The organism is Streptomyces sp. NPDC001750 (assembly GCF_042892615.1).
Lineage (GTDB): Bacteria > Actinomycetota > Actinomycetes > Streptomycetales > Streptomycetaceae > Streptomyces.
In genome coordinates, this window is sequence record NZ_JBIAUE010000015.1 from 110,253 (window position 1) to 128,221 (window position 17,969).

Sequence of the window (17,969 nt, forward strand, 5' to 3'; positions counted from 1 at the left end):
GCCGATGCCGGTGGGACACTGTGAGCGGTGAGAACAGTGTGCTCAGCGGGGAGAACGTTGTGCTCGCCGGTACGGAAGCGGTCGCGGCGGGCGATCGGCGCGGATCACGAAGCCGCGCCGGTCCGCGGGCCGGTCATGGTGTGCGCCGGGCACAAAACCGGACACGGGGGCGGAGGAAGAAGATGACGCAGGGCGGAGCCGGCACGTGAGAATTCTGCACACATCGGACTGGCACCTGGGCCGGTCCTTCCACCGGGTCTCCCTGCTCGAAGCCCAGGCGGCCCACCTGGACCACCTGGTGGCCACGGTGCGCGAGCACGAGGTGGACGCGGTCGTCGTGGCCGGTGACGTGTACGACCGGGCGGTGCCCCCGCTGTCCGCCGTCGAGCTCTTCGACGACGCGCTGCACCGGCTCGCCGCCGCCGGGGTGCCCACCGTGATGATCTCCGGGAACCACGACTCGGCGCGCAGGCTCGGCGTCGGCGCCGGGCTGATCGGACGAGCCGGAATCCATCTGCGGACCGACCCCGCCCACTGCGCCACCCCCGTCGTCCTGCGCGACGCCCACGGCGACGTGGCGTTCTACGGACTGCCCTATCTGGAACCCGCCCTGGTCAAGGACGTCCTCGGGGCGGAGCGCGCCGGACACGAGGCGGTGCTGGGCGCCGCCATGGACCGGGTGCGCGCCGACCTCGCCGAACGGCCCGGAGGCACCAGGTCCGTCGTGCTCGCCCACGCCTTCGTCGCGGGCGGGGAACCCAGCGACAGCGAACGCGACATCACCGTCGGCGGGGTCGCCGCCGTACCCGCCGGAGTCTTCCACGGCGTCGACTACGTGGCGCTCGGACACCTCCACGGCTGCCAGACCGTCAGCGAGCGGATCCGCTACTCCGGCTCACCGCTCGCCTACTCCTTCTCCGAGGCCGCCCACCGCAAGACGATGTGGCTCGTCGACCTGGACGCCTCGGGGGGCATCACCGCCGAACGCGTCGACTGCCCGGTGCCCCGACCGCTCGCCAGACTCCGCGGCCGCCTCGATTCCCTCCTCGACGACCCCGCGCTGGAACGCCACCGGGACTCCTGGGTCGAGGCCACGCTCACCGACCCGGTGCGCCCCACCGAACCGATGGCCCGGCTCGCCGAACGCTTCCCCCACACCCTCAGCCTCGTGTTCGACCCCGACCGGGCCCCCGACGACCCGCTCGCCTCGTACGCTCAGCGCCTCCAGGGGCGCGACGACCAGCAGATCGCGGAGGACTTCGTGGCACATGTGCGCGGCGGCGCGGCGGCGGACGAGCGGGAACGCGCCGTGCTGCGCGGTGCCTTCGACCACGTCCGGGTGGACGACACGCTGCGCGAGGTGAACCGGTGAGGCTGCACAGGCTCACGCTCACGGCCTTCGGACCGTTCGGCGGCACCCAGCACATCGACTTCGACACGCTCTCCGCGGCCGGGCTCTTCCTGCTGCACGGGCCGACCGGCGCAGGGAAGACCTCGGTCCTCGACGCCGTGTGCTACGCCCTCTACGGCTCGGTGCCCGGCGTCCGTCAGACCCCCGGCGGCTCGCTGCGCAGCGACCACGCCCCGGCGGACGTACCCACCGAGGTCGCGCTCGACCTGACCGTCGGCGGCCGGCGCCTCGAAGTCACCCGTCGTCCGGCCCAGCCCCGCCCCAAGAAGAAGGGCGACGGCTTCACGACGGAGAAGGCGCAGAGCCGCCTGCGCGAGTACGAGCCGGACGGCGGCTGGCGGTCGCTCAGCCGCTCGCACCAGGAGATCGGCGAGGAGATCACGCAGCTGATCGGGATGAGCCGCGACCAGTTCTGCCAGGTGGTGCTCCTGCCGCAGGGCGACTTCGCGCGCTTTCTGAGAGCCGACGCCGAGGCGCGGGGCAAACTGCTCGGCAGGCTCTTCGACACCCGTCGCTTCGCCGCCGTCGAGGACCGGCTCGCAGAGCTCCGCCGTGCCGCCGAGGTCCAGGTCAGGGCTGGGGACGAACGCGTCCTCGCGACCGCTCAGCGGATCGCCCAGGCCGCCGGTCCGGCCGCGCGCGAAGCGGTGCTCCCCGGCCTCCAGCCCGGTGACCCCGGCCTCGCCGCGAGCGTGCTGGAGTGGGCCGCGCAGGCCCGTAGCGGCGCCCGGGAACGGCTCGACATCGCCGTGTCCGTACTGGCCCTCGCCGAGGGCCGACAGGAATCCGCCCGCCTGGCCCTCGACGCCGAACGCGAACGTGCCGCGCTCCAGCATCGGTACGAGGAGACCCGGCGCCGCGCCGCCGCGCTCGAAACCGGCCGTCCCGACCACGACCGCCGCCGTGAACGGCTCGCCCGCGCCCGCAAGGCGGACCAGGTCGCCCCCGCCCTGGAACTGCGCGAGGAGGCCGAACGCGCCTACCACGCCGCCCGGGAGGCCCGGGACCGCGCCCGCGCGCTGCTGCCCGCCGCCCTCGCCGAGGCGGGCGCCGAGCAACTGGCCGAACTCGAGCGCGGGCTCCGTCAGGAACTCGGCGGACTGGACGCGGCGAAGCGCGCCGAGCGGCGCAGCGCGGAGATCGATGCCGAACGTGCCGGGCTGGAGCGACAGGCCCGGGCGGACGACGAACTGATCCAGGAGGCGAAGGTCTGGCTGGCCGACTGGGAGGCGACCCGGCACGCCCTGCGGGCCCGGGTCGAGGAGGCCCAGGAGGCGGCGACCCGCGCGGAACAGCTCGCGGGACGGCTGGAACCCGTGCGGGCCCGGTGGGAGGCGGCCCGGCGGCGCGACGCGCTCGCCCTGGAGGTGTCGGCCGCCGTCGAGCGGCTGGCCCTGGCCCGGGAGCGCGCCGTCGGTGCCCACGAGTCCTGGCTGGAACTGCGCGAACGGCGTCTGCGTGACATCGCCGCGGAACTGGCCGCGGAACTGGTGGACGGCGAGCACTGCACGGTGTGCGGATCGAGGGACCACCCCGCCCCCGCGCGCGCGAGCGACGGCCATGTCGACCGGGCCGCCGAGGAGCGGGCCCTGGACGCCTACCGGCGGGCCGAGGACGTGCGCACCCGGGCCGACCGGGAGCTGGGGATCCTGCGCGAGAAGCACCTGGCGGCCCGGGCCGCGGCGCGGTCGGCCGTGCCCCAGCCGAGGGACGGCGCGGAGGCCGTCGAACGGACCGGTGCCGGGCGTGTCGCCGGGGCCGCGGGTGCGGAGCCGGCCGTGCCGGGGGCCCCGGTGGGCGACGGGGCGGTGGCCCGGACGACGCCCCTCTCCGAGCCCGCCGCGGAGACTGCCGCCGATCCCTCCGTCGTCGAACTCGCCGCACTCGTCGAGGGGCTGACCCACCGGCACGCCGAAGCGCACCGGATCGCCGCCGGGACGCACGCGGCGCGCGAGGCCCTGGCGGCCGCCGAGCGGGAACACTCCGAGCGGCTGGAAGGGCTGCGGTCGGCCGAGCGCCGGGTCGCGGCCCGCACTTCCCTGCGGGAGGGGCTGGACCGGGAACAGGCTTCGCTGGAAGCCGAGTTGGTGGTAGCGCGGGGCGACCGCGCCAGCGTCGCCGAGCACGCGGAGCTGCTGGAGCGAAGGGCTGGGCTGCTCGCCGCGGCCGCCATGGCGGTACGCGAGGAGGAGGCGGCCGCACGGCGCCGCAAGGAGGCCGACGGCCGACTTGCCGACGCCGCGTTCCGGGCCGGGTTCGACACCCCGAAGGACGCCGCCGCGAGTCTGCTGACCGACGCCGAACAGCGTGAACTCCAGCGGCTGACCGATGCCTGGCAGTCGGAGTCCGCCGCCGTCGCCGACCGGCTCGCCGAGACCGCGGCCCGTACCGCCGCCGACGGGCCGCCCGCCGCGGTGGACGCCGCCCGGGCCGCGTACGACGCCGCCGAGCGGCTGCTGCGGGAGGCGTCGGCGGCGCTGTCCGCCGCGCGGGAGCGTTGTGCCGAACTGACCCGGCTGTCGCGCGGTGCCACGCACGGCGTGCGCGAGCTCGGCCCGCTGCGCGAGGAGTACGACCGGGTGGCACGGCTGGCCGCGCTCACCGCCGGTACCTCGGCGGACAATGAGCGCAAGATGCGGCTGGAGTCCTACGTACTGGCCGCACGGCTCGAACAGGTCGCCGCCGCGGCCACCGCGCGGCTGGAACGCATGTCGTCCGGCCGGTACACCCTGGTCCATTCCGATGCCCGGACCGGAAGCCGCAGGTCCGGTCTCGGTCTGCACGTGGTCGACGCCTGGACCGGCCGCGAACGCGACACGGCGACGCTCTCGGGAGGCGAGACGTTCTTCGCCTCGCTGGCTCTCGCGCTCGGGCTCGCCGATGTCGTCACCGACGAGGCGGGCGGCGTACGGCTGGACACGCTCTTCATCGACGAGGGCTTCGGCAGCCTGGACGACCAGACGCTCGACGAGGTGCTCGACGTCCTGGACTCGCTGCGCGAACGGGACCGCAGCGTCGGCATCGTCAGCCATGTGGCCGATCTGCGCCGCCGTATCCCCGCCCAGCTCGAAGTGGTGAAGGAGCGCGACGGGTCGGCGGTACGGCACCGCGCGTCGGGCACGGCTGACGGCTGACGGCTGACGGCTGACGGCGGGCGATCGGCGATTGGCGGCGGGCGGCTTTCGACCGCCCGTCTGCGTCACGCCGAAGCCCGCCGTGCGGCCGGTTGTGCCGGGGCCGGTCTCACGCCCACGCCGCCCGGCCCCGAGGGACCCGGGTGCCGGGCGACGCGAGCGGGACGTGTGCGATCGCCCTCTCCTCGCTCCGGCACCGCCGTCCGGCCGCCGAGGAGGAGAGGTCGACCGCACGCGTCCCGCCGGAGTCCGAACGTCCGGTCGGAGCCGGACAGTGACACGTCCGGTCGGAGCGACGTCCGGTCAGAGCTCGGACGTCCGCTCAGAGCTTGGAGAGCTCGTCCACCAGGTCGTCGAGTCCGAGCGGACCCTGCGAGAGCGCGGCCATGTGCCAGGCCTTCGCGTCGAACGCGTCGCCGTGCGCCGTGCGCGCGTTCTCCCGGCCGAGCAGCCACGCGCGCTCGCCCAGTTTGTACCCGATGGCCTGCCCCGGCATCGAGAGGTAGCGGGTGAGCTCGCTCTCCACGAAGTCGGCCGGACGACCGCTGTGGTTGCCGAAGAACTCCTGGGCCAGGTCGGGCGTCCACCGCTCGCCGGGGTGGAACGGGGAGTCCGCGGGGATCTCCATCTCCGCGTGCATGCCGATGTCCACGATCACCCGGCAGGCGCGCATCATCTGCGCGTCCAGGTAGCCGAGCCGGCGCTCGGGGTCGGGCAGGAAGCCCAGTTCGTCCATGAGCCGCTCCGCGTACAGCGCCCAGCCCTCGCAGTTGGCGCTGACCTGGCCGATCGACGCCTGGTAGCGGGAGAGGCTGTCGGCGACGTGCGTCCACTGCGCGATCTGCAGGTGGTGGCCGGGCACACCCTCGTGGTACCAGGTCGAGACCAGGTCGTAGACGGGGAAGCGGGTCTCGCCCATGGTGGGGAGCCAGGTGCGGCCGGGGCGGGAGAAGTCCTCGGACGGGCCCGTGTAGTACGGAGCCGCGGCACCGCCGGGCGGGGCGATGTGGGACTCCACCTTCCGCACCCGTTCGGCGAGTTCGAAATGCGTCCCGTCGAGCGCCTCGATGGCCTCGTCCATCAGGTTCTGGAGCCAGGTCCGGACCTCGTCCACGCCCTCGATGTGCTTGCCGTGGACGTCGAGGTGGGCCAGCGCCTCCCAGGGACCCGCGCCGGGCAGGATCTTTCCGGCCTCCGTCCTCATCTCGGCGAGCAGCCGGTGGTACTCGGACCAGCCGTACGCGTACGCCTCGTCGAGGTCCAGGTCCGTGCCGTTGAAGTAGCGCGACCAACGCGCGTACCGCTCGCGGCCCACGATGTCCGGCGCACCCTCGACCGCCGGGGCGTACACCTCGCGCATCCAGTCCCGCAGCTCCGCGACCGACTTCTTCGCCCGCCCGGCGGCCTCGTCCAGCTCGGCGCGCAGGGGCGCGGGACCCGCGGCGGCGAACTCCTCGAAGAAGCCCGTCCCGTCGTCACCGGCCCACTCGTCGAGCTGGCCGATGAACGTCACGGTGGCGCGCGGCCCCCCGTACAGCCCGCGCTCCAGGCCGAGCGCCAGTGATTCCCGGTACCCCTCCAGCGCGGCGGGAACCGCGCGCAGCCGGTCCACGACCGCCGCCCAGTCCTCGTCGGTCTCGGTCGGCGTCACCGTGAACACCTCGCGGATGCTGTGCGCCGGAGAGTGGATGTTGGAGACCGTGCGCAGCCCCTCGTCCGCCTCGTGGACGGCGAGCTCCGCCATGAGGCGCTCGCGGAGCAGACGGCCGCAGCGGCGTTCGGCGTCGGTGTCCGCGCCGGGCAGCCGCTCGGCGGCGTCGAGCCTCGCGAGCGTGGCGCGGGCGAGCTCCGCACGGGCCTCCTGCCCGGCGGGGGAGAAATCGGGGAGGTGCCGCGAACTCGCCGCGACACCCAGGTACGTGCCGGAGATCGGGTCGAGTTCGATGTATGCGTCGACGTAGGCGTCGGCGACCTGGCGGGGCAGCGCGCTGCCGGCAATTTCTGACATGCGGACATCCTCGTACGGCGAGGGCCTCCGCGTCATCAGCATTCGGACTCAAGGACCTGTTTCCTGCGCTCCGGCTCCGGGATGTGCGCTCCCTGCTCCGGCTCAGGGACCTGTCCCCTGTGCTCCCGCCGTCGGCGGCAGCAGCGGTCCGCACTCCCACTGCTGGAAGATCAGCCGCGTCTCGACCCGGGCCACCTCACGCCGTGACGTGAACTCGTCCAGCACCAGACGCTGAAGGTCCGCGGTGTCGGCGACCGCGACATGGACCAGGTAGTCGTCGGGCCCGGTCAGATGGAAGAGGGCGCGGGACTCCGGCAGCGCCCTGATCCGGTCGACGAACGGACCGATCAGCTCCCGGCGGTGCGGGCGCACATGTACGGAGAGCAGGGCCTCCAGCCCCCGGCCGATCCGCGCCGGGTCGAGGCGCAACCGGTGGCCGAGGATGACCCCGGAGCGACGCAGTCTGGCCACCCGGTCCAGACAGGTCGACGGGGCGACACCGACCTCGGCGGCCAGTTCGCGGTAGGTGGTCCGGGCATCGTTCTGCAGCAGCCGCAGAATGTGCAGGTCCACCGGGTCGAGAACGACGGATTCGGACATCTGCCGAACGTAGCACGGGACAGTCCCGGCAGGGCCCGGGTGATGTTCAGAGTGATGTCATGGACACCGACTCCTCCATGGCGCCCCCGGCGACCCCCCGGTCGCGGGCGCTCGCCACCGAAGCCGTGCACGCGGGCCGTGACGATCTCGCGGCCCTCGGCCTGCACACTCCGCCGATCGACCTGTCCACCACCTACCCCTCGTACGACTCCCGGGGCGAGGCCCGGAGGATCGACGCCTTCGCCACGAACGGCGCCAGGCCCGACGGCCCGCCCGTCTACGCGCGCCTGGACAATCCGACGACCGCCCGGTTCGAGGACGCGCTCGCCCGGCTCGAAGGGGCGGAGAGCGCCGTGTCGTTCGCCAGCGGAATGGCGGCGCTCACCGCCGTGCTGCTGGTCCGGGCGAGCATGGGACTGCGTCACGTGATCGCCGTCCGCCCGCTCTACGGCTGCAGCGACCATCTCCTCGGCACCGGTCTGCTGGGCACCGAGGTGACCTGGACCGATCCGGCAGGCATCGCCGAGGCGATCCGGCCGGACACGGGTCTGGTGATGGTGGAGACGCCCGCCAACCCCACGCTCGCCGAGGTCGACATCCGGGCGATCGCGCACTCCTGCGGTTCGGTGCCGCTGCTCGTCGACAACACCTTCGCCACGCCCGTGCTCCAGCGGCCGGTGGAGCACGGCGCCCGGATCGTGCTGCACAGCGCCACCAAGTACCTCGGAGGACACGGCGACGTGATGGGTGGCGTCGTCGCCTGCGACGAGGAGTTCGCGGCGCGTCTGCGGCAGGTGCGCTTCGCCACCGGCGGCGTGCTGCACCCGATGGCCGGGTACCTGCTTCTGCGCGGCCTCGCGACGCTCCCGGTGCGGGTGCGGGCGGCCTCCGCCACCGCCGCGGAACTGTCGCGCAGGCTGGCGGCCCACCCGCGCGTCGCCCGGGTCCACTACCCGGAACTGGGCGGGGCGATGGTCTCGTTCGAGGTGCACGGCGATCCCCACCGGGTGATCTCGGCCGTACGGCTCATCACCCCGGCGGTCAGCCTCGGCAGCGTCGACACCCTGATCCAGCACCCGGCGTCCATCAGCCACCGCATCGTGGAGGAGGGGGACCGGCAGGCTTCCGGCGTCGGGGACCGGCTCCTGCGCATGTCGGTCGGGCTGGAGGACGTCGAGGATCTGTGGGCCGATCTCTCCCGGGCGCTGGACTGCGACGAGCCGAGTCCCGGTGAAGAACGGGAACCGGCGTCACGGACGGTCCACGTGTCCGGGACGAACGGCGTGTCCGAGGCCGCTTCCGTGTCCGGAGCGGAGCGGGGCCCCGGAGCGGTCCGGGCCGTCGGGACAGGCCCGGCCTCGTAAAGGGGCGAGGTCCGGCCCGGTGAGGACGGCCGGGGGCGTGTGGGCGGGGGTCCGCGCGCCCCCGGCCGTCGGGCGTTTGGTCGGATTGGGCCACCGGGCCGCTGGCCCTTGCTCGTCGGTCGGTGCGGGGCTCGTTCCGCGGTGACCGGCCGGGTGGCCGTGACCGGCCTGCTGGTCAGTGACCGGCTTGCTCGTACGGCGGCAGCGAACGGACCGGTGTCGCGTCCAGCCGGGCGGTGATGACGAGCGTGCCTTCCTCGATCTGGTAGTCCAGCGGCAGGGCCAGCCCACGCATGGCCGCGACCATGCCGGTGTTGGAGGCCCCGGTGACCGCATAGACGTTCTCGCAGCCCGCCTCGACGGCGAGCGCCACCAGTCGGCGAAGCAGCTCGGAACCGATTCCGCGCCGCTGCCAGTCGTCCTCGACGAGCAGGGCGACCTCGGTCTCGTCGCCGTCCCACAGAAGGTGGCCCAGGGCGACCAGGCGTCCCGAGGCGGTCTGCGCGGCCACGGTGCGGCCGAATCGGGGGCTGAGGAGATGGTCCAGGTAGCGGCCGGCGTCGCGCACCGGACCGTGATAGCGCAGGGCGAGCGTCCGGTCGGAGCAGCGGTCGTGCATGGCCCGGGCCGCCTCCAGATCGTCCTGGTCGGCGCGGCGCACGGTGATCTCGTTGCCCTCGGGGAGCGTGAGCACGTGTTCGGTGCGCGGTACGCGGGGGCCCAGCCGGGCGTCCAGTTCCACCAGGGCCCCCGCCCGGGCGAACTCGGTCGGCGTGAACGGCAGATACGGTCGCTCGACGGTGATCGTGCCCCCGGACGGATCTCGCAGCCGCATCACCGTTTCCTCCAGCACTCCCTCCGCCGGGGGCGTTTCCCGGTCCGGCGCGTGACCGGTGACCGGGACCGGGGGCAGCGAGCGGATCGTGCAGCGGCCCAGCAACTGGCGCAGGGCGAGGGGTAGTTCTGCCGCGTCCAGTGCCGTGCGTGTGGCGAGGCCGAGTACCCGCGTCGGGGCGTCCACCAGGTCGTGGGCGTCGGCCCGCTCGATCCAGGTGGACCCGCCCCCGGCGGCGGAGACGGACCGGCTCAGTTGCCGGGCCCGGAGGGACGCGGGGGCGCGCAGCAGGAACTCGTCGACGGTTCCGCGCGCGAGCGGGTGCGTCTGCAACGTGAGGATGTCGACCCGGTGCCGGGCGAGCGCCAGGCACAGTGCGGCGAGACTCCCCGGTGCGTCCCGCACGGTGGTACGCATCCGCCACAACACCGTGCCCTCGCCAGCCGGGACCGCCCCGGGCCCCGCCGGCTCGGGCCCCGACGACTCGGGCACGATCACCGTCGCCGCGACCTTGTCGGCGGAGCCGGGTCCGTCCTCGGCATCGACGCGGTGGCCGGGTGGCCCGTCGGCATCGCGGACGTCGTCGGCGACGAGGCGGCTCCCGGTCGGCGGGGGAGCGTGACTGTGGCGCCGCGCCCACCAGGTATGGAACGCAGCGGTCATGGTCAGGGCCACGGCCGAGGCGATCAGGAGGTACGGTCCGTCGGGCTGGTGCCCGATCAGGTTGGCGATGGCGTCCGCCACGGCCATGGCGCTGAACAGCGCGGCCAGCTCGATCAGGTCCCGCCGCCAGTGGTGCGGGCTGCGGGAGGTCGTGGTGGATGTCCTGTCAGTCATGAGTTCACTGTGACCGAGCGGTGTTGCCCGGTCGCGAACAGTCTGTGACCGACGGGTTAAGTGAGCATCCGACCCCTAACATCCGTTTTGGCGAAATATCGCCTTGATCAATTGCGGCCCGTCCGGACCGGTGCTGGTCCGGACGGTGTCCGGCCACGCTCCGCGCGGTTCGCGCTGTTCGCGCGGGTCACGCCTCGACGGTCGAGGTGGTCATGCCGGTCCCGCCTTCTCCCAGGCGGCCTGCAGGCGTACCGCCTGCCGTACCAATTGCGAGGAGCCGCCGCGGGCCGCCGTCTCGGCGAGCCCGGATATCGGCTCGGCCCGCACCGCGCCGCAGTGTTCCGCGCATTCGGCGGCCACGGCGAGCAGATCATTCAGCCCACGTTGAGCCTTCTGTCGGGTGAGCAGTCCGGGCAGGAGCGCGGCGAGCACGGAGAGCGTCGTCCGGTACGCGCCGGTGGCGGCAGCGGTGCGGACCGACTCCGCGATCCGGTTCGGCTTCGCCAGCCCGTGTTCGAGAAGGGCCTTCAGTTGTTCGCCGAGCATTGAGGCGTCCAGCTGTTGGCGCGCGGCGAGTATCAGCAGGGCGTCCACCGCGGAGAGACGGTCCTCCTGGTGTCTGCACGCCAGACCGTACGCGACCGCCAGGTGGACCGCCTCGCCCGCGGGCGCGTCGAGCTCGGCGAGCGACGGCAGCGGACGCATGGTGTCCCGTATCTCCTCGACCGTGCCGATCGAGATGTTCGGCAGCATCCAGGCGGCCAGCGTCTCCGCGTCCTGGGGCAGGGACGAGATCCAGCCCTCCGGCCGTTCGCCCCAGTGGTAGCACACATGATGCGTGGGAGTGTGGGGCTTCCCCAGCCAGTGGAAGAGGTGGGGGAACTCCCGCCGGACGAAGGGGTTTTCCTCGCTGGCCATCAGCATGCGGTGCGTCCGGGTGCCCGGCGTCGACACCAGTCCGCCGGCCGTATGGGTCCGCCTCTCCAGGTCGAAGCGGTGTACGCGGGCGAGGGGTTCGTCGGCGCGCAGCCACGCCGCCAGGAGGTTGCCCTCCGGCGTGCCGAGGGCCGCGGCCGCCATCGCTGCCTCGTGCTGCGCCTCGCCGCGGGGTACGCGGAGCAGGGCCTGACCGAAGTCGACGTCACCGGGCCGGACGCCCAGCCGCTGGTACGCGCGCAGCCGGTCCACCAGCACGACCGGATCGAGGGAACCGGTGTGGGATGTGGGTATGGCCAGCAGGAACGGCACCCCGCCGTCGAGCACGGCGTCGGCCGCCTCCCACAGGCGGGCCTTGCGGATTCCGTCCAGTGCCGCGTGGGCGCACCTCCAATCGGGCTCCCGCGACGGACGGTCGGCTGCCACGGCCCGAGCCGACTCCCCGCCGAGGAGCGTGGCCACGACGATCTCGATGCCCGAGCGCGAGATGAGCCACCGTCTGAGATGGGGGCTGGGCTCGCTGTCGATCCGCCACTGACCGGTCAGCGCTTCACGCAGCGCGTCGCCCAGTGCCGTCCGGTCGGCATGGGCGTGCCGCACCAGCCCGTCCAGTGTCCGCTCGAACGCCGACACGTCGAAGGGGGCGCCGGAACCGCCGAATCCGGACCGCAGATCGCCCGTCAGGAGCGCGACCTCCTCGATGAGTTCGGGCAGCGTGGCCGGCGCGGGTGCGAGAGGCCGCGGCACAGGAGGGAGCGGAAGTACTTCCTCGTACGGTTCCGCAGTCGGTCGGTCGCCGGGCAGGACACCGAAGGTCGCGGCCGCGGCTTCCTGATGCACCGGGCTCAACTGTGCGGCCGAAAGGGCAAGTTCTTCCCGTGTCGTGTCACCGGCGGAGGAGAGGTACCGCGTCACGAGCTTCAGTGCCCGTTCCTGAAGGCCGATGTCCTCGTGCCCGAAGACCTCGGCGACGGCGGGCAGCAGTTCGTCGGCCGTCGACGGGTCGCGCCGCAAGGCCTTGCCGATCAGCACGAGCTGGGTCCGGACCAGCTTCTTCTCGGTGCGGAACAGCACGGCACCCGAGACCTCCGCCAGCGACCGCACCGGCAGTTCACCGCGCTCGTCCATCCGGCCGAGCACCTCCTGGGCGTGACCGGCCACGGTGGAGATCCCGTCCGCCGCCATGGCGGCCCAGTCGGCGAGATGCCCGGTCTCCTCCTGCTCGGTCAGCTCCAGCCGCCGCAACAACGCCAGGCAGAACCGCTGTTCCGCAGGCTTCCCGCCCCGGAGCAACCGGGTGAGGGACATCTCCACGAGCGGCGTCCGCTCGACGAGCCCCTCGTCGACGAGAGCGAGCAGCGCCACCGGCCACTGGCACGGATTCTGCGTGGTGTCCTCGAACCAGATCATCGACGACGGCAGCTCCGGCAACTCGAAGACGCGGGGGAGGAGAACCGGCAGGTACGGGTCGGCGCGGAGGATGTCGGTCAAGGGGCGCGTCTTGCGCGTCTGCCAGGGAAGGGTGGAGACGTGCTCCGCCCAGCCGCGCACGAAGGCGTCCGTGGTGGGGACCGGACACCCTGCGAGCTTCACCAGGCCGACGATGAGTTCGTACGCGGACTCCACCGCCGCGGGCCGCGCCGCGAGCCGATGGGCCACATCGGCGACCCAGGCGGGATCGCGGTCCCCCAGCACCTCGACGACCCGGAAGAAGGGAGTCCGTCGCCACCCCACCAGGTCCCGGCCGCCCAGCCAGGTGGCGCACGCCGCCGCCCCCGTGTGGCAACCCGCGCCGGCCACGAACAGGGCGTCGCGTGACCTCTCCCGCTCGTTCCAGTGCCAGCCCCGTGCCTCCTTGCGCAGGGCCTTCAACTCCACGAGCGCCGCCCGGCGTTCGGCCCGGCCCAGTCCGGCCAGCAGGCCCGGGACGTCCTTCACGTGCCCTTCCCGGACCGCGGTGAGCAGGTCCTTCATCGCACACCTCCGGTGACCGGCGCACCACGACGGACCATCCGCACGGCCAGGGCGTGCTTGCAGGGGCCCCGACGGCCGCGATAGTCGATCCACCACTGGCAGGTACAGCCGAGCATTCCGTCCTTCTCCCTCACTTGGTAACGACGCTCGCCCGAGGAGACGACCGCCACGTCCCCGTCGAGCGCGACCGCTCCGGAGCCGGCCAGATCCCGGGCCGCGACCAGACGCGGGTTGTGCCGCTCCACGCGGTGCGCGTCGTACGGCAGCTCGCGATGGAAATAGGCGGCGTCCGCGAGGTCGTAGCCGACCCGGCCCGCCGTCCCCAGCCGGGTGAGCGCGGCCCGTACCCGCTCCACTGTCAGACCCGACTGCTCCGCCAGGTCGGCGGGCTCGATACGCGGCTCCCAGGCCAGCAGCAGCGACACCAGCTCGGCGTCGGCCGCGGCATCCTCGGTGGCCAGTGCCTCCAGCACTCCGCCCTCGCCGGAGAAGCCGCGCGAGGCCTCGGGCGACAGCGTGAGCGTGAGCCGCATGCCGGGAAGCACCGCCTCCCAGGCGCTCGCGGTCGCCGCGCCGTCGGCCACCGGGCCGTACACCCGCAGGGACGTCGCATGACGCAGCACCCGCTGAAACGCCACCAGCCGCTCGGGGCCCGGCAGACACACCGCCCCCGCCACCGGCCGTGTCGTCGGCCGCAGTGTCTTCCCCGCCGGGATCACCCAGCGCGCTCCGCGCGAGGCGTTCCCCGACGTGCGCGGCAGTGACCTCAGGAACCGCACGGCCTCGGCGGCGGACAGCTCGGCCCGCAGATCGAAACCGGCCGACACCACCTGCGCCTCCGCGAAGCCGCGCAGCCACCGGTCGGGCAGTGGCACCTTCTTCTCCACGACCGGCCCGTCCAGCGTGGTGACGGCCAACTCCTCCGGACCCACCCGCATGTGCAGCGGATCGTCACCCGATATCCGGGAAAGGGCCTCCCGCAGCGGGTTGTTGACGTCCACGTTCGTCGTGCCGTGCCCCGTCTCCGCGCCGTCCAGCCCTTCTCGCAGCACGTCGAGCCGCGCGTACACGCCGCAGCAGCCGGAGAACGACTCGAAGCGCAATCGGTCGCCATTGCCCGTCACCACGGGATCGAGCGAGGCGGGCAGGGTCCGCTGGTAGTAGCGCGCGGACGCCACGTCCGCCACGGCGAGCAGGCCGCGGGCGGCGATGCTCGGCGAGGTGAGGAATCCGGAGAAGAACCGGGGATGGGGTTCGGCACCCCGGGGAGTGAGTCCACCGGACGTCTCCAGACCGAGCAGTCGCCCGGCCTGTGAGGACTCCACGGCGGACGGGCGTGCGTAGGCCAATGCCTGAACGGATCGGGTCATGGAAAAACCGTAGGACCCACCACTGACAATCGGTCCCCGACCGCCGTCCGGGGACAGCGGTCGGGGCCGCCTCACTGTCCTACGAGGCCCGGCCGCAGCACCTTGCTGAACAGCACGGAACCGCCCTGGGCGCGCAGTCGTACGGTCAACTCGCCGCTGTCGCCGTCGATGTCGACCTCGCCGAACAACTGCGGGGACTCCATCGGCGAGACGTTCGCCCGTTCGGGTGCCCGCACGAACACCCGGTCGGGACCGAACGTCGCGTCGAGCGCGTTCGCCGGGAACTGACCGGCCGCCAGCGGACCCGAAACGAACTCCCAGAACGGCGCGAAGTCCTTGAACGCCGCACGCTCGGGCACGTAGTGCTGTGCCGACGTGTAGTGCACGTCGGCCGTCAGCCAGACCGTGCCGGTGATCCGCCGGTGCTTGATGTACCGGAGCAGTTCCGCGATCTGGAGCTCCCGGCCCAGCGGCTGCCCGGGATCGCCCTGGGCGACCGCCTCGAAGTCGGTCGCTCCGTCGGTGACCACCAGCCCCAGCGGCATGTCGGCGGCGATCACCTTCCACACCGCGCGGGACCGTGACAGCTCCTGCTCGAGCCAGCGCAGCTGTTCGGCGCCGAGGATGCCGGTGGCGTCGTCCGGCTGCCGGCCTGGGGAGTTGGCGTTGCGGAAGGACCGCATGTCGAGGACGAACATGTCGAGCAGCGGACCGTGCCGCACGACGCGGTGCATCCGGCCCTCGCCGGACGCAGCACGCAGCGTGGACACGGGGAAGTACTCGCGGAACGCCCGTGTCGAACGGGCCGCCAGTACATCGATGTTCTTCTCGGTGTAGCGGGAGTCGTCGAGGATCTGTCCGGGATACCAGTTGTTGCGCACCTCGTGGTCGTCCCACTGGACGATCGAGGGCACCTGGGCATTGAACCGACGGAGGTTGGCGTCGAGAAGGTTGTAGCGGAAGTTCCCCCGGTACTCGGCCAGCGTCTCGGCGACCTTCGACTTCTCCTCGGTGGTGACGTTGCGCCAGACACGTCCGTCGGGCAGCGTCACGCTGGGCTCGATCACCCCGTCCGCGTAGATGTTGTCGCCACTGCACAGGAAGAAGTCGGGGTCGAGGCGGCGCATCTCCTCGTAGACGGTGTAGCCGCCGATGTCCGGATTGATGCCCCAGCCCTGGCCCGCGATGTCGCCGGACCACAGGAAGCGCACCCCGTCCCGGCGCCGGGCGGGCGCCGTCCGGAACGTCCCGTGCACCGGCTCTCCGGTGCGGCGCGGGTCCGCCGGATCGGCCAGCGTCACCCGGTAGTGCACCTGCTCGCCCGCCGGGAGCCCGTACAGCGGCGTGGTCCCGGTGAAGTCGGTTCCGGCGCCTAGCAGCGGACCGGGCCAGGTGCGTGACCGCCGGAAGGACTGCGTGGCCGACGTCTCCACGATCATCCTGGCGGGACGGTCCGAACGGACCCAGACCAGCGCCGACGAGGCGGTGACGTCGCCCACCTGCACACCCCATGCGGCGCGCGGCCTTCCGGACAGGGCGAACGCGGGGGCCGCGGCCCCCACCGCGGGCAGCGACAGCGCGGCCGACACGGCGAGGGAACCGCGCAGCACACCGCGACGGTCGAGGGGCGGAACAAGAGGACGGTTCGGCATCGGGGGCGCCTCCACGGGCGGGTGCTTCGGTGGACCAGGGGCCGGTCGGCCGACCCCACCCTCGTGCCCGTCGGCGGCGCGCACACCAATCCCAGGTGAACACCAGGCAGCGGCCGCCACTGTCGTCCCGGACGTCACGGCCGCAACGGTCGTCCCGTCGGTCTCGGCCCTCGTGCTCATCGCGGCCGTCCTGCCTGCCGCGGCCGTCGCTGCCGTCACCGTGGTTCCGCATGCCACGGTTGTTCCGTTGCTGTCGCGGCTGCGGTTGCCGCCGCGCCCGCGGCCGGAGCTCCCGCGGACGTCGTTGTCCCGGCCGCCGGTATCCCGTTCTCGCACGCCGGTACCCGGTGCCTCTCACCCGAACCGGTCGTCACCCGCCGTTCTCTTGGTGGACGGACGCCAGCAGCCATACCCCTCACGTGATCTCATGCGGCGTCAGGTGCGCATGGCCGAGCAGCAGATCCACCGTCCGGCTCCCGGAGGGCACCGTCTCGCAGTCGCTCAGAGGGCGCAGGGCCACCCCGGCCGCGTTCGCGCGCCTCATGAACGACGGCTCGGGCCCGTAGCGTTCGGGGAGCCGCGCGATGACGTGCAGCCCGGCGGCGATGCCGCTCACGGTCGTTCCGGGAAAGCGGTCCGTCAGCTCGGCGACCAGGGCGTCGCGGCGCTCGCGGTAGGCCCGCCAGCAGCGGCGCAACTGCCGGTCGTAGCCGCCCGTGCGATGAACTCGGTGAGGACGGCCTGATCGACGGCCGGATTGCCCAGATCCATCGTGCGCTTGCGGGCCACGATCTCGTCGGTCAGCGCCGCCGGTGCGAGCCGTCGGCCCAGCCGCAGCCCCGGGCGAGCGACGTGGTCACCGAACCGGCGTACGCGACATGCTCCGGGTCGAGGCCCTGCAAGGCCCCGGCGGGCGCGCGGTCGTAACGGAAGTCTCCGTCGTAGTCGTCCTCCACGATCAGCCCGTCCGTGGCACGGGCCCAGTCCAGGAGTCTGCCGCGACCGGCGGCGGAATACGCGATCCCGGTGGGGAACTGGTGCGCCGGAGTGGTGACCACGGCGCGGACATCCGAGCGTACGAGAGGCCCGGCAGCCAGCCCGTCGGCGTCGAGCGGCAGCGCGGTGGCCGTGATTCCGGCGGACGCGAACAGCGCCGCGTGCTCGGGACTGCCGGGATCCTCGACGCCGACCGCCCGCACACCTCGATCGCGCAGGACGAAACCGAGCAATGTCATTGCCTGCGCCACGCCGGAGCACACCACCACGCGCTCCGGTTCCACGACCACCCCACGACGCCTGGCGAGCAGGGCCGCAAGCGTCTCCCGGAGCTCTGGCAGCCCCCGTGGATCGGGATAGCCCAGCGCGCTGCGCGGCAGCCCGCCGAGCACCGAGCGACAGGCGGCGGCCCAGGTACTGCGGGGGAACAGCGCGAGATCAGGCGTACCCGGGCGGAAGTCCACATGAGCGCCCGGCGCACGCGGGGCCAGGTCACGCGCCCCCGGCGCGGCGGCCCGGACGGCCCCGCCCACCCAGGTGCCGGCACCGCGTTCGCTGCGCAGACAGCCCTCCGCCGTCAGTTGTTCGTACGCCTCGGTGACCAGCCCTCTCGAAACCCGCAGATCCGCGGCGAGCGCCCGGCCCGATGGCAGTCTCGTCCCTGGGACGAGGCGACCGGAACGCACGGCCTCGCGCAGAGCCGACTGGAGGGCGTGGCCCCGTCGACGTGCCAGCGCGGCGGCAGCGGGCACCAACAGCTCCCAGGCCGCGGAGCCGGACTCCGTGAACCTTCCGGGCTCCTCGTCCCGTGCCGGTGGATTGGTCCCCGATGACGTCATGAAAGCGGACCCT

The 17,969-nt window shown here is 73.0% G+C and carries 9 protein-coding genes and 1 pseudogene; 3 read left to right on the plus strand and 7 right to left on the minus strand.

What is annotated here, in order from left to right:
* Positions 1 to 205 precede the first annotated feature (205 nt).
* Entirely contained in the window at positions 206 to 1,372 is a 1,167-nt protein-coding gene (locus ACFYY6_RS23060) for an exonuclease SbcCD subunit D (protein ID WP_351516576.1), read from the plus strand.
* On the plus strand, positions 1,369 to 4,545 hold the full coding sequence (locus ACFYY6_RS23065; RefSeq protein ID WP_389194873.1) for an AAA family ATPase: 3,177 nt from the start codon (positions 1,369 to 1,371) through the stop codon (positions 4,543 to 4,545). The genes ACFYY6_RS23060 and ACFYY6_RS23065 overlap by 4 nt, the downstream gene beginning before the upstream one ends.
* Positions 4,546 to 4,867: 322 nt before the next feature.
* Here the strand turns inward: ACFYY6_RS23065 and ACFYY6_RS23070 are convergent, their stop codons facing one another.
* Positions 4,868 to 6,553 (minus strand): DUF885 domain-containing protein, encoded by a 1,686-nt coding sequence (locus ACFYY6_RS23070; protein ID WP_386608201.1) that lies wholly within the window; start codon positions 6,551 to 6,553, stop codon positions 4,868 to 4,870.
* A gap of 102 nt (positions 6,554 to 6,655) precedes the next feature.
* Positions 6,656 to 7,153 carry an Lrp/AsnC family transcriptional regulator gene (locus tag ACFYY6_RS23075; RefSeq protein WP_389194876.1) on the minus strand — a complete coding sequence of 166 codons (498 nt, stop codon included), beginning with the start codon at positions 7,151 to 7,153 and terminating at the stop codon, positions 6,656 to 6,658.
* A gap of 59 nt (positions 7,154 to 7,212) precedes the next feature.
* Here ACFYY6_RS23075 and ACFYY6_RS23080 point away from each other — a divergent pair, with 59 nt between their 5' ends.
* Complete coding sequence (locus ACFYY6_RS23080; protein ID WP_389194879.1) at positions 7,213 to 8,517, plus strand: trans-sulfuration enzyme family protein; 1,305 nt, start codon at positions 7,213 to 7,215, stop codon at positions 8,515 to 8,517.
* A gap of 175 nt (positions 8,518 to 8,692) precedes the next feature.
* Here ACFYY6_RS23080 and ACFYY6_RS23085 read toward each other — a convergent pair whose 3' ends face one another.
* The 5 genes and pseudogenes from ACFYY6_RS23085 to ACFYY6_RS23105 all read right to left on the minus strand — a co-directional run bounded on the left by ACFYY6_RS23085 (position 8,693) and on the right by ACFYY6_RS23105 (position 17,956).
* Positions 8,693 to 10,189 (minus strand): GNAT family N-acetyltransferase, encoded by a 1,497-nt coding sequence (locus ACFYY6_RS23085; RefSeq protein WP_389194882.1) that lies wholly within the window; start codon positions 10,187 to 10,189, stop codon positions 8,693 to 8,695.
* Positions 10,190 to 10,399: 210 nt separating this feature from the next.
* Positions 10,400 to 13,099, minus strand: a complete 2,700-nt coding sequence (locus ACFYY6_RS23090; RefSeq protein ID WP_389194885.1) for a DUF6493 family protein — start codon at positions 13,097 to 13,099, stop codon at positions 10,400 to 10,402.
* Positions 13,096 to 14,469, minus strand: a complete 1,374-nt coding sequence (locus ACFYY6_RS23095) for an SWIM zinc finger family protein (protein WP_351516565.1) — start codon at positions 14,467 to 14,469, stop codon at positions 13,096 to 13,098. The genes ACFYY6_RS23090 and ACFYY6_RS23095 overlap by 4 nt, the downstream gene beginning before the upstream one ends.
* Positions 14,470 to 14,540: 71 nt before the next feature.
* Positions 14,541 to 16,121, minus strand: a complete 1,581-nt coding sequence (locus tag ACFYY6_RS23100; RefSeq protein WP_351625772.1) for an alkaline phosphatase D family protein — start codon at positions 16,119 to 16,121, stop codon at positions 14,541 to 14,543.
* A 415-nt stretch (positions 16,122 to 16,536) separates the two neighbouring features.
* Positions 16,537 to 17,956 (minus strand): annotated as a pseudogene (locus tag ACFYY6_RS23105) (PLP-dependent aminotransferase family protein).
* Positions 17,957 to 17,969 lie beyond the last annotated feature (13 nt).

What these genes read in the sequence shown, in the direction of transcription:
- ACFYY6_RS23070 (WP_386608201.1), bottom strand. Translation starts at nt 6,553, where the DNA reads ATGTCAGAAATTGCCGGCAGCGCGCTGCCCCGCCAGGTCGCCGACGCC.
- ACFYY6_RS23085 (WP_389194882.1), bottom strand. Translation starts at nt 10,189, where the DNA reads ATGACTGACAGGACATCCACCACGACCTCCCGCAGCCCGCACCACTGG.
- ACFYY6_RS23080 (WP_389194879.1), top strand. Translation starts at nt 7,213, where the DNA reads ATGGACACCGACTCCTCCATGGCGCCCCCGGCGACCCCCCGGTCGCGG.
- ACFYY6_RS23100 (WP_351625772.1), bottom strand. Translation starts at nt 16,121, where the DNA reads ATGCCGAACCGTCCTCTTGTTCCGCCCCTCGACCGTCGCGGTGTGCTG.
- ACFYY6_RS23095 (WP_351516565.1), bottom strand. Translation starts at nt 14,469, where the DNA reads ATGACCCGATCCGTTCAGGCATTGGCCTACGCACGCCCGTCCGCCGTG.
- ACFYY6_RS23075 (WP_389194876.1), bottom strand. Translation starts at nt 7,153, where the DNA reads ATGTCCGAATCCGTCGTTCTCGACCCGGTGGACCTGCACATTCTGCGG.
- ACFYY6_RS23090 (WP_389194885.1), bottom strand. Translation starts at nt 13,099, where the DNA reads ATGAAGGACCTGCTCACCGCGGTCCGGGAAGGGCACGTGAAGGACGTC.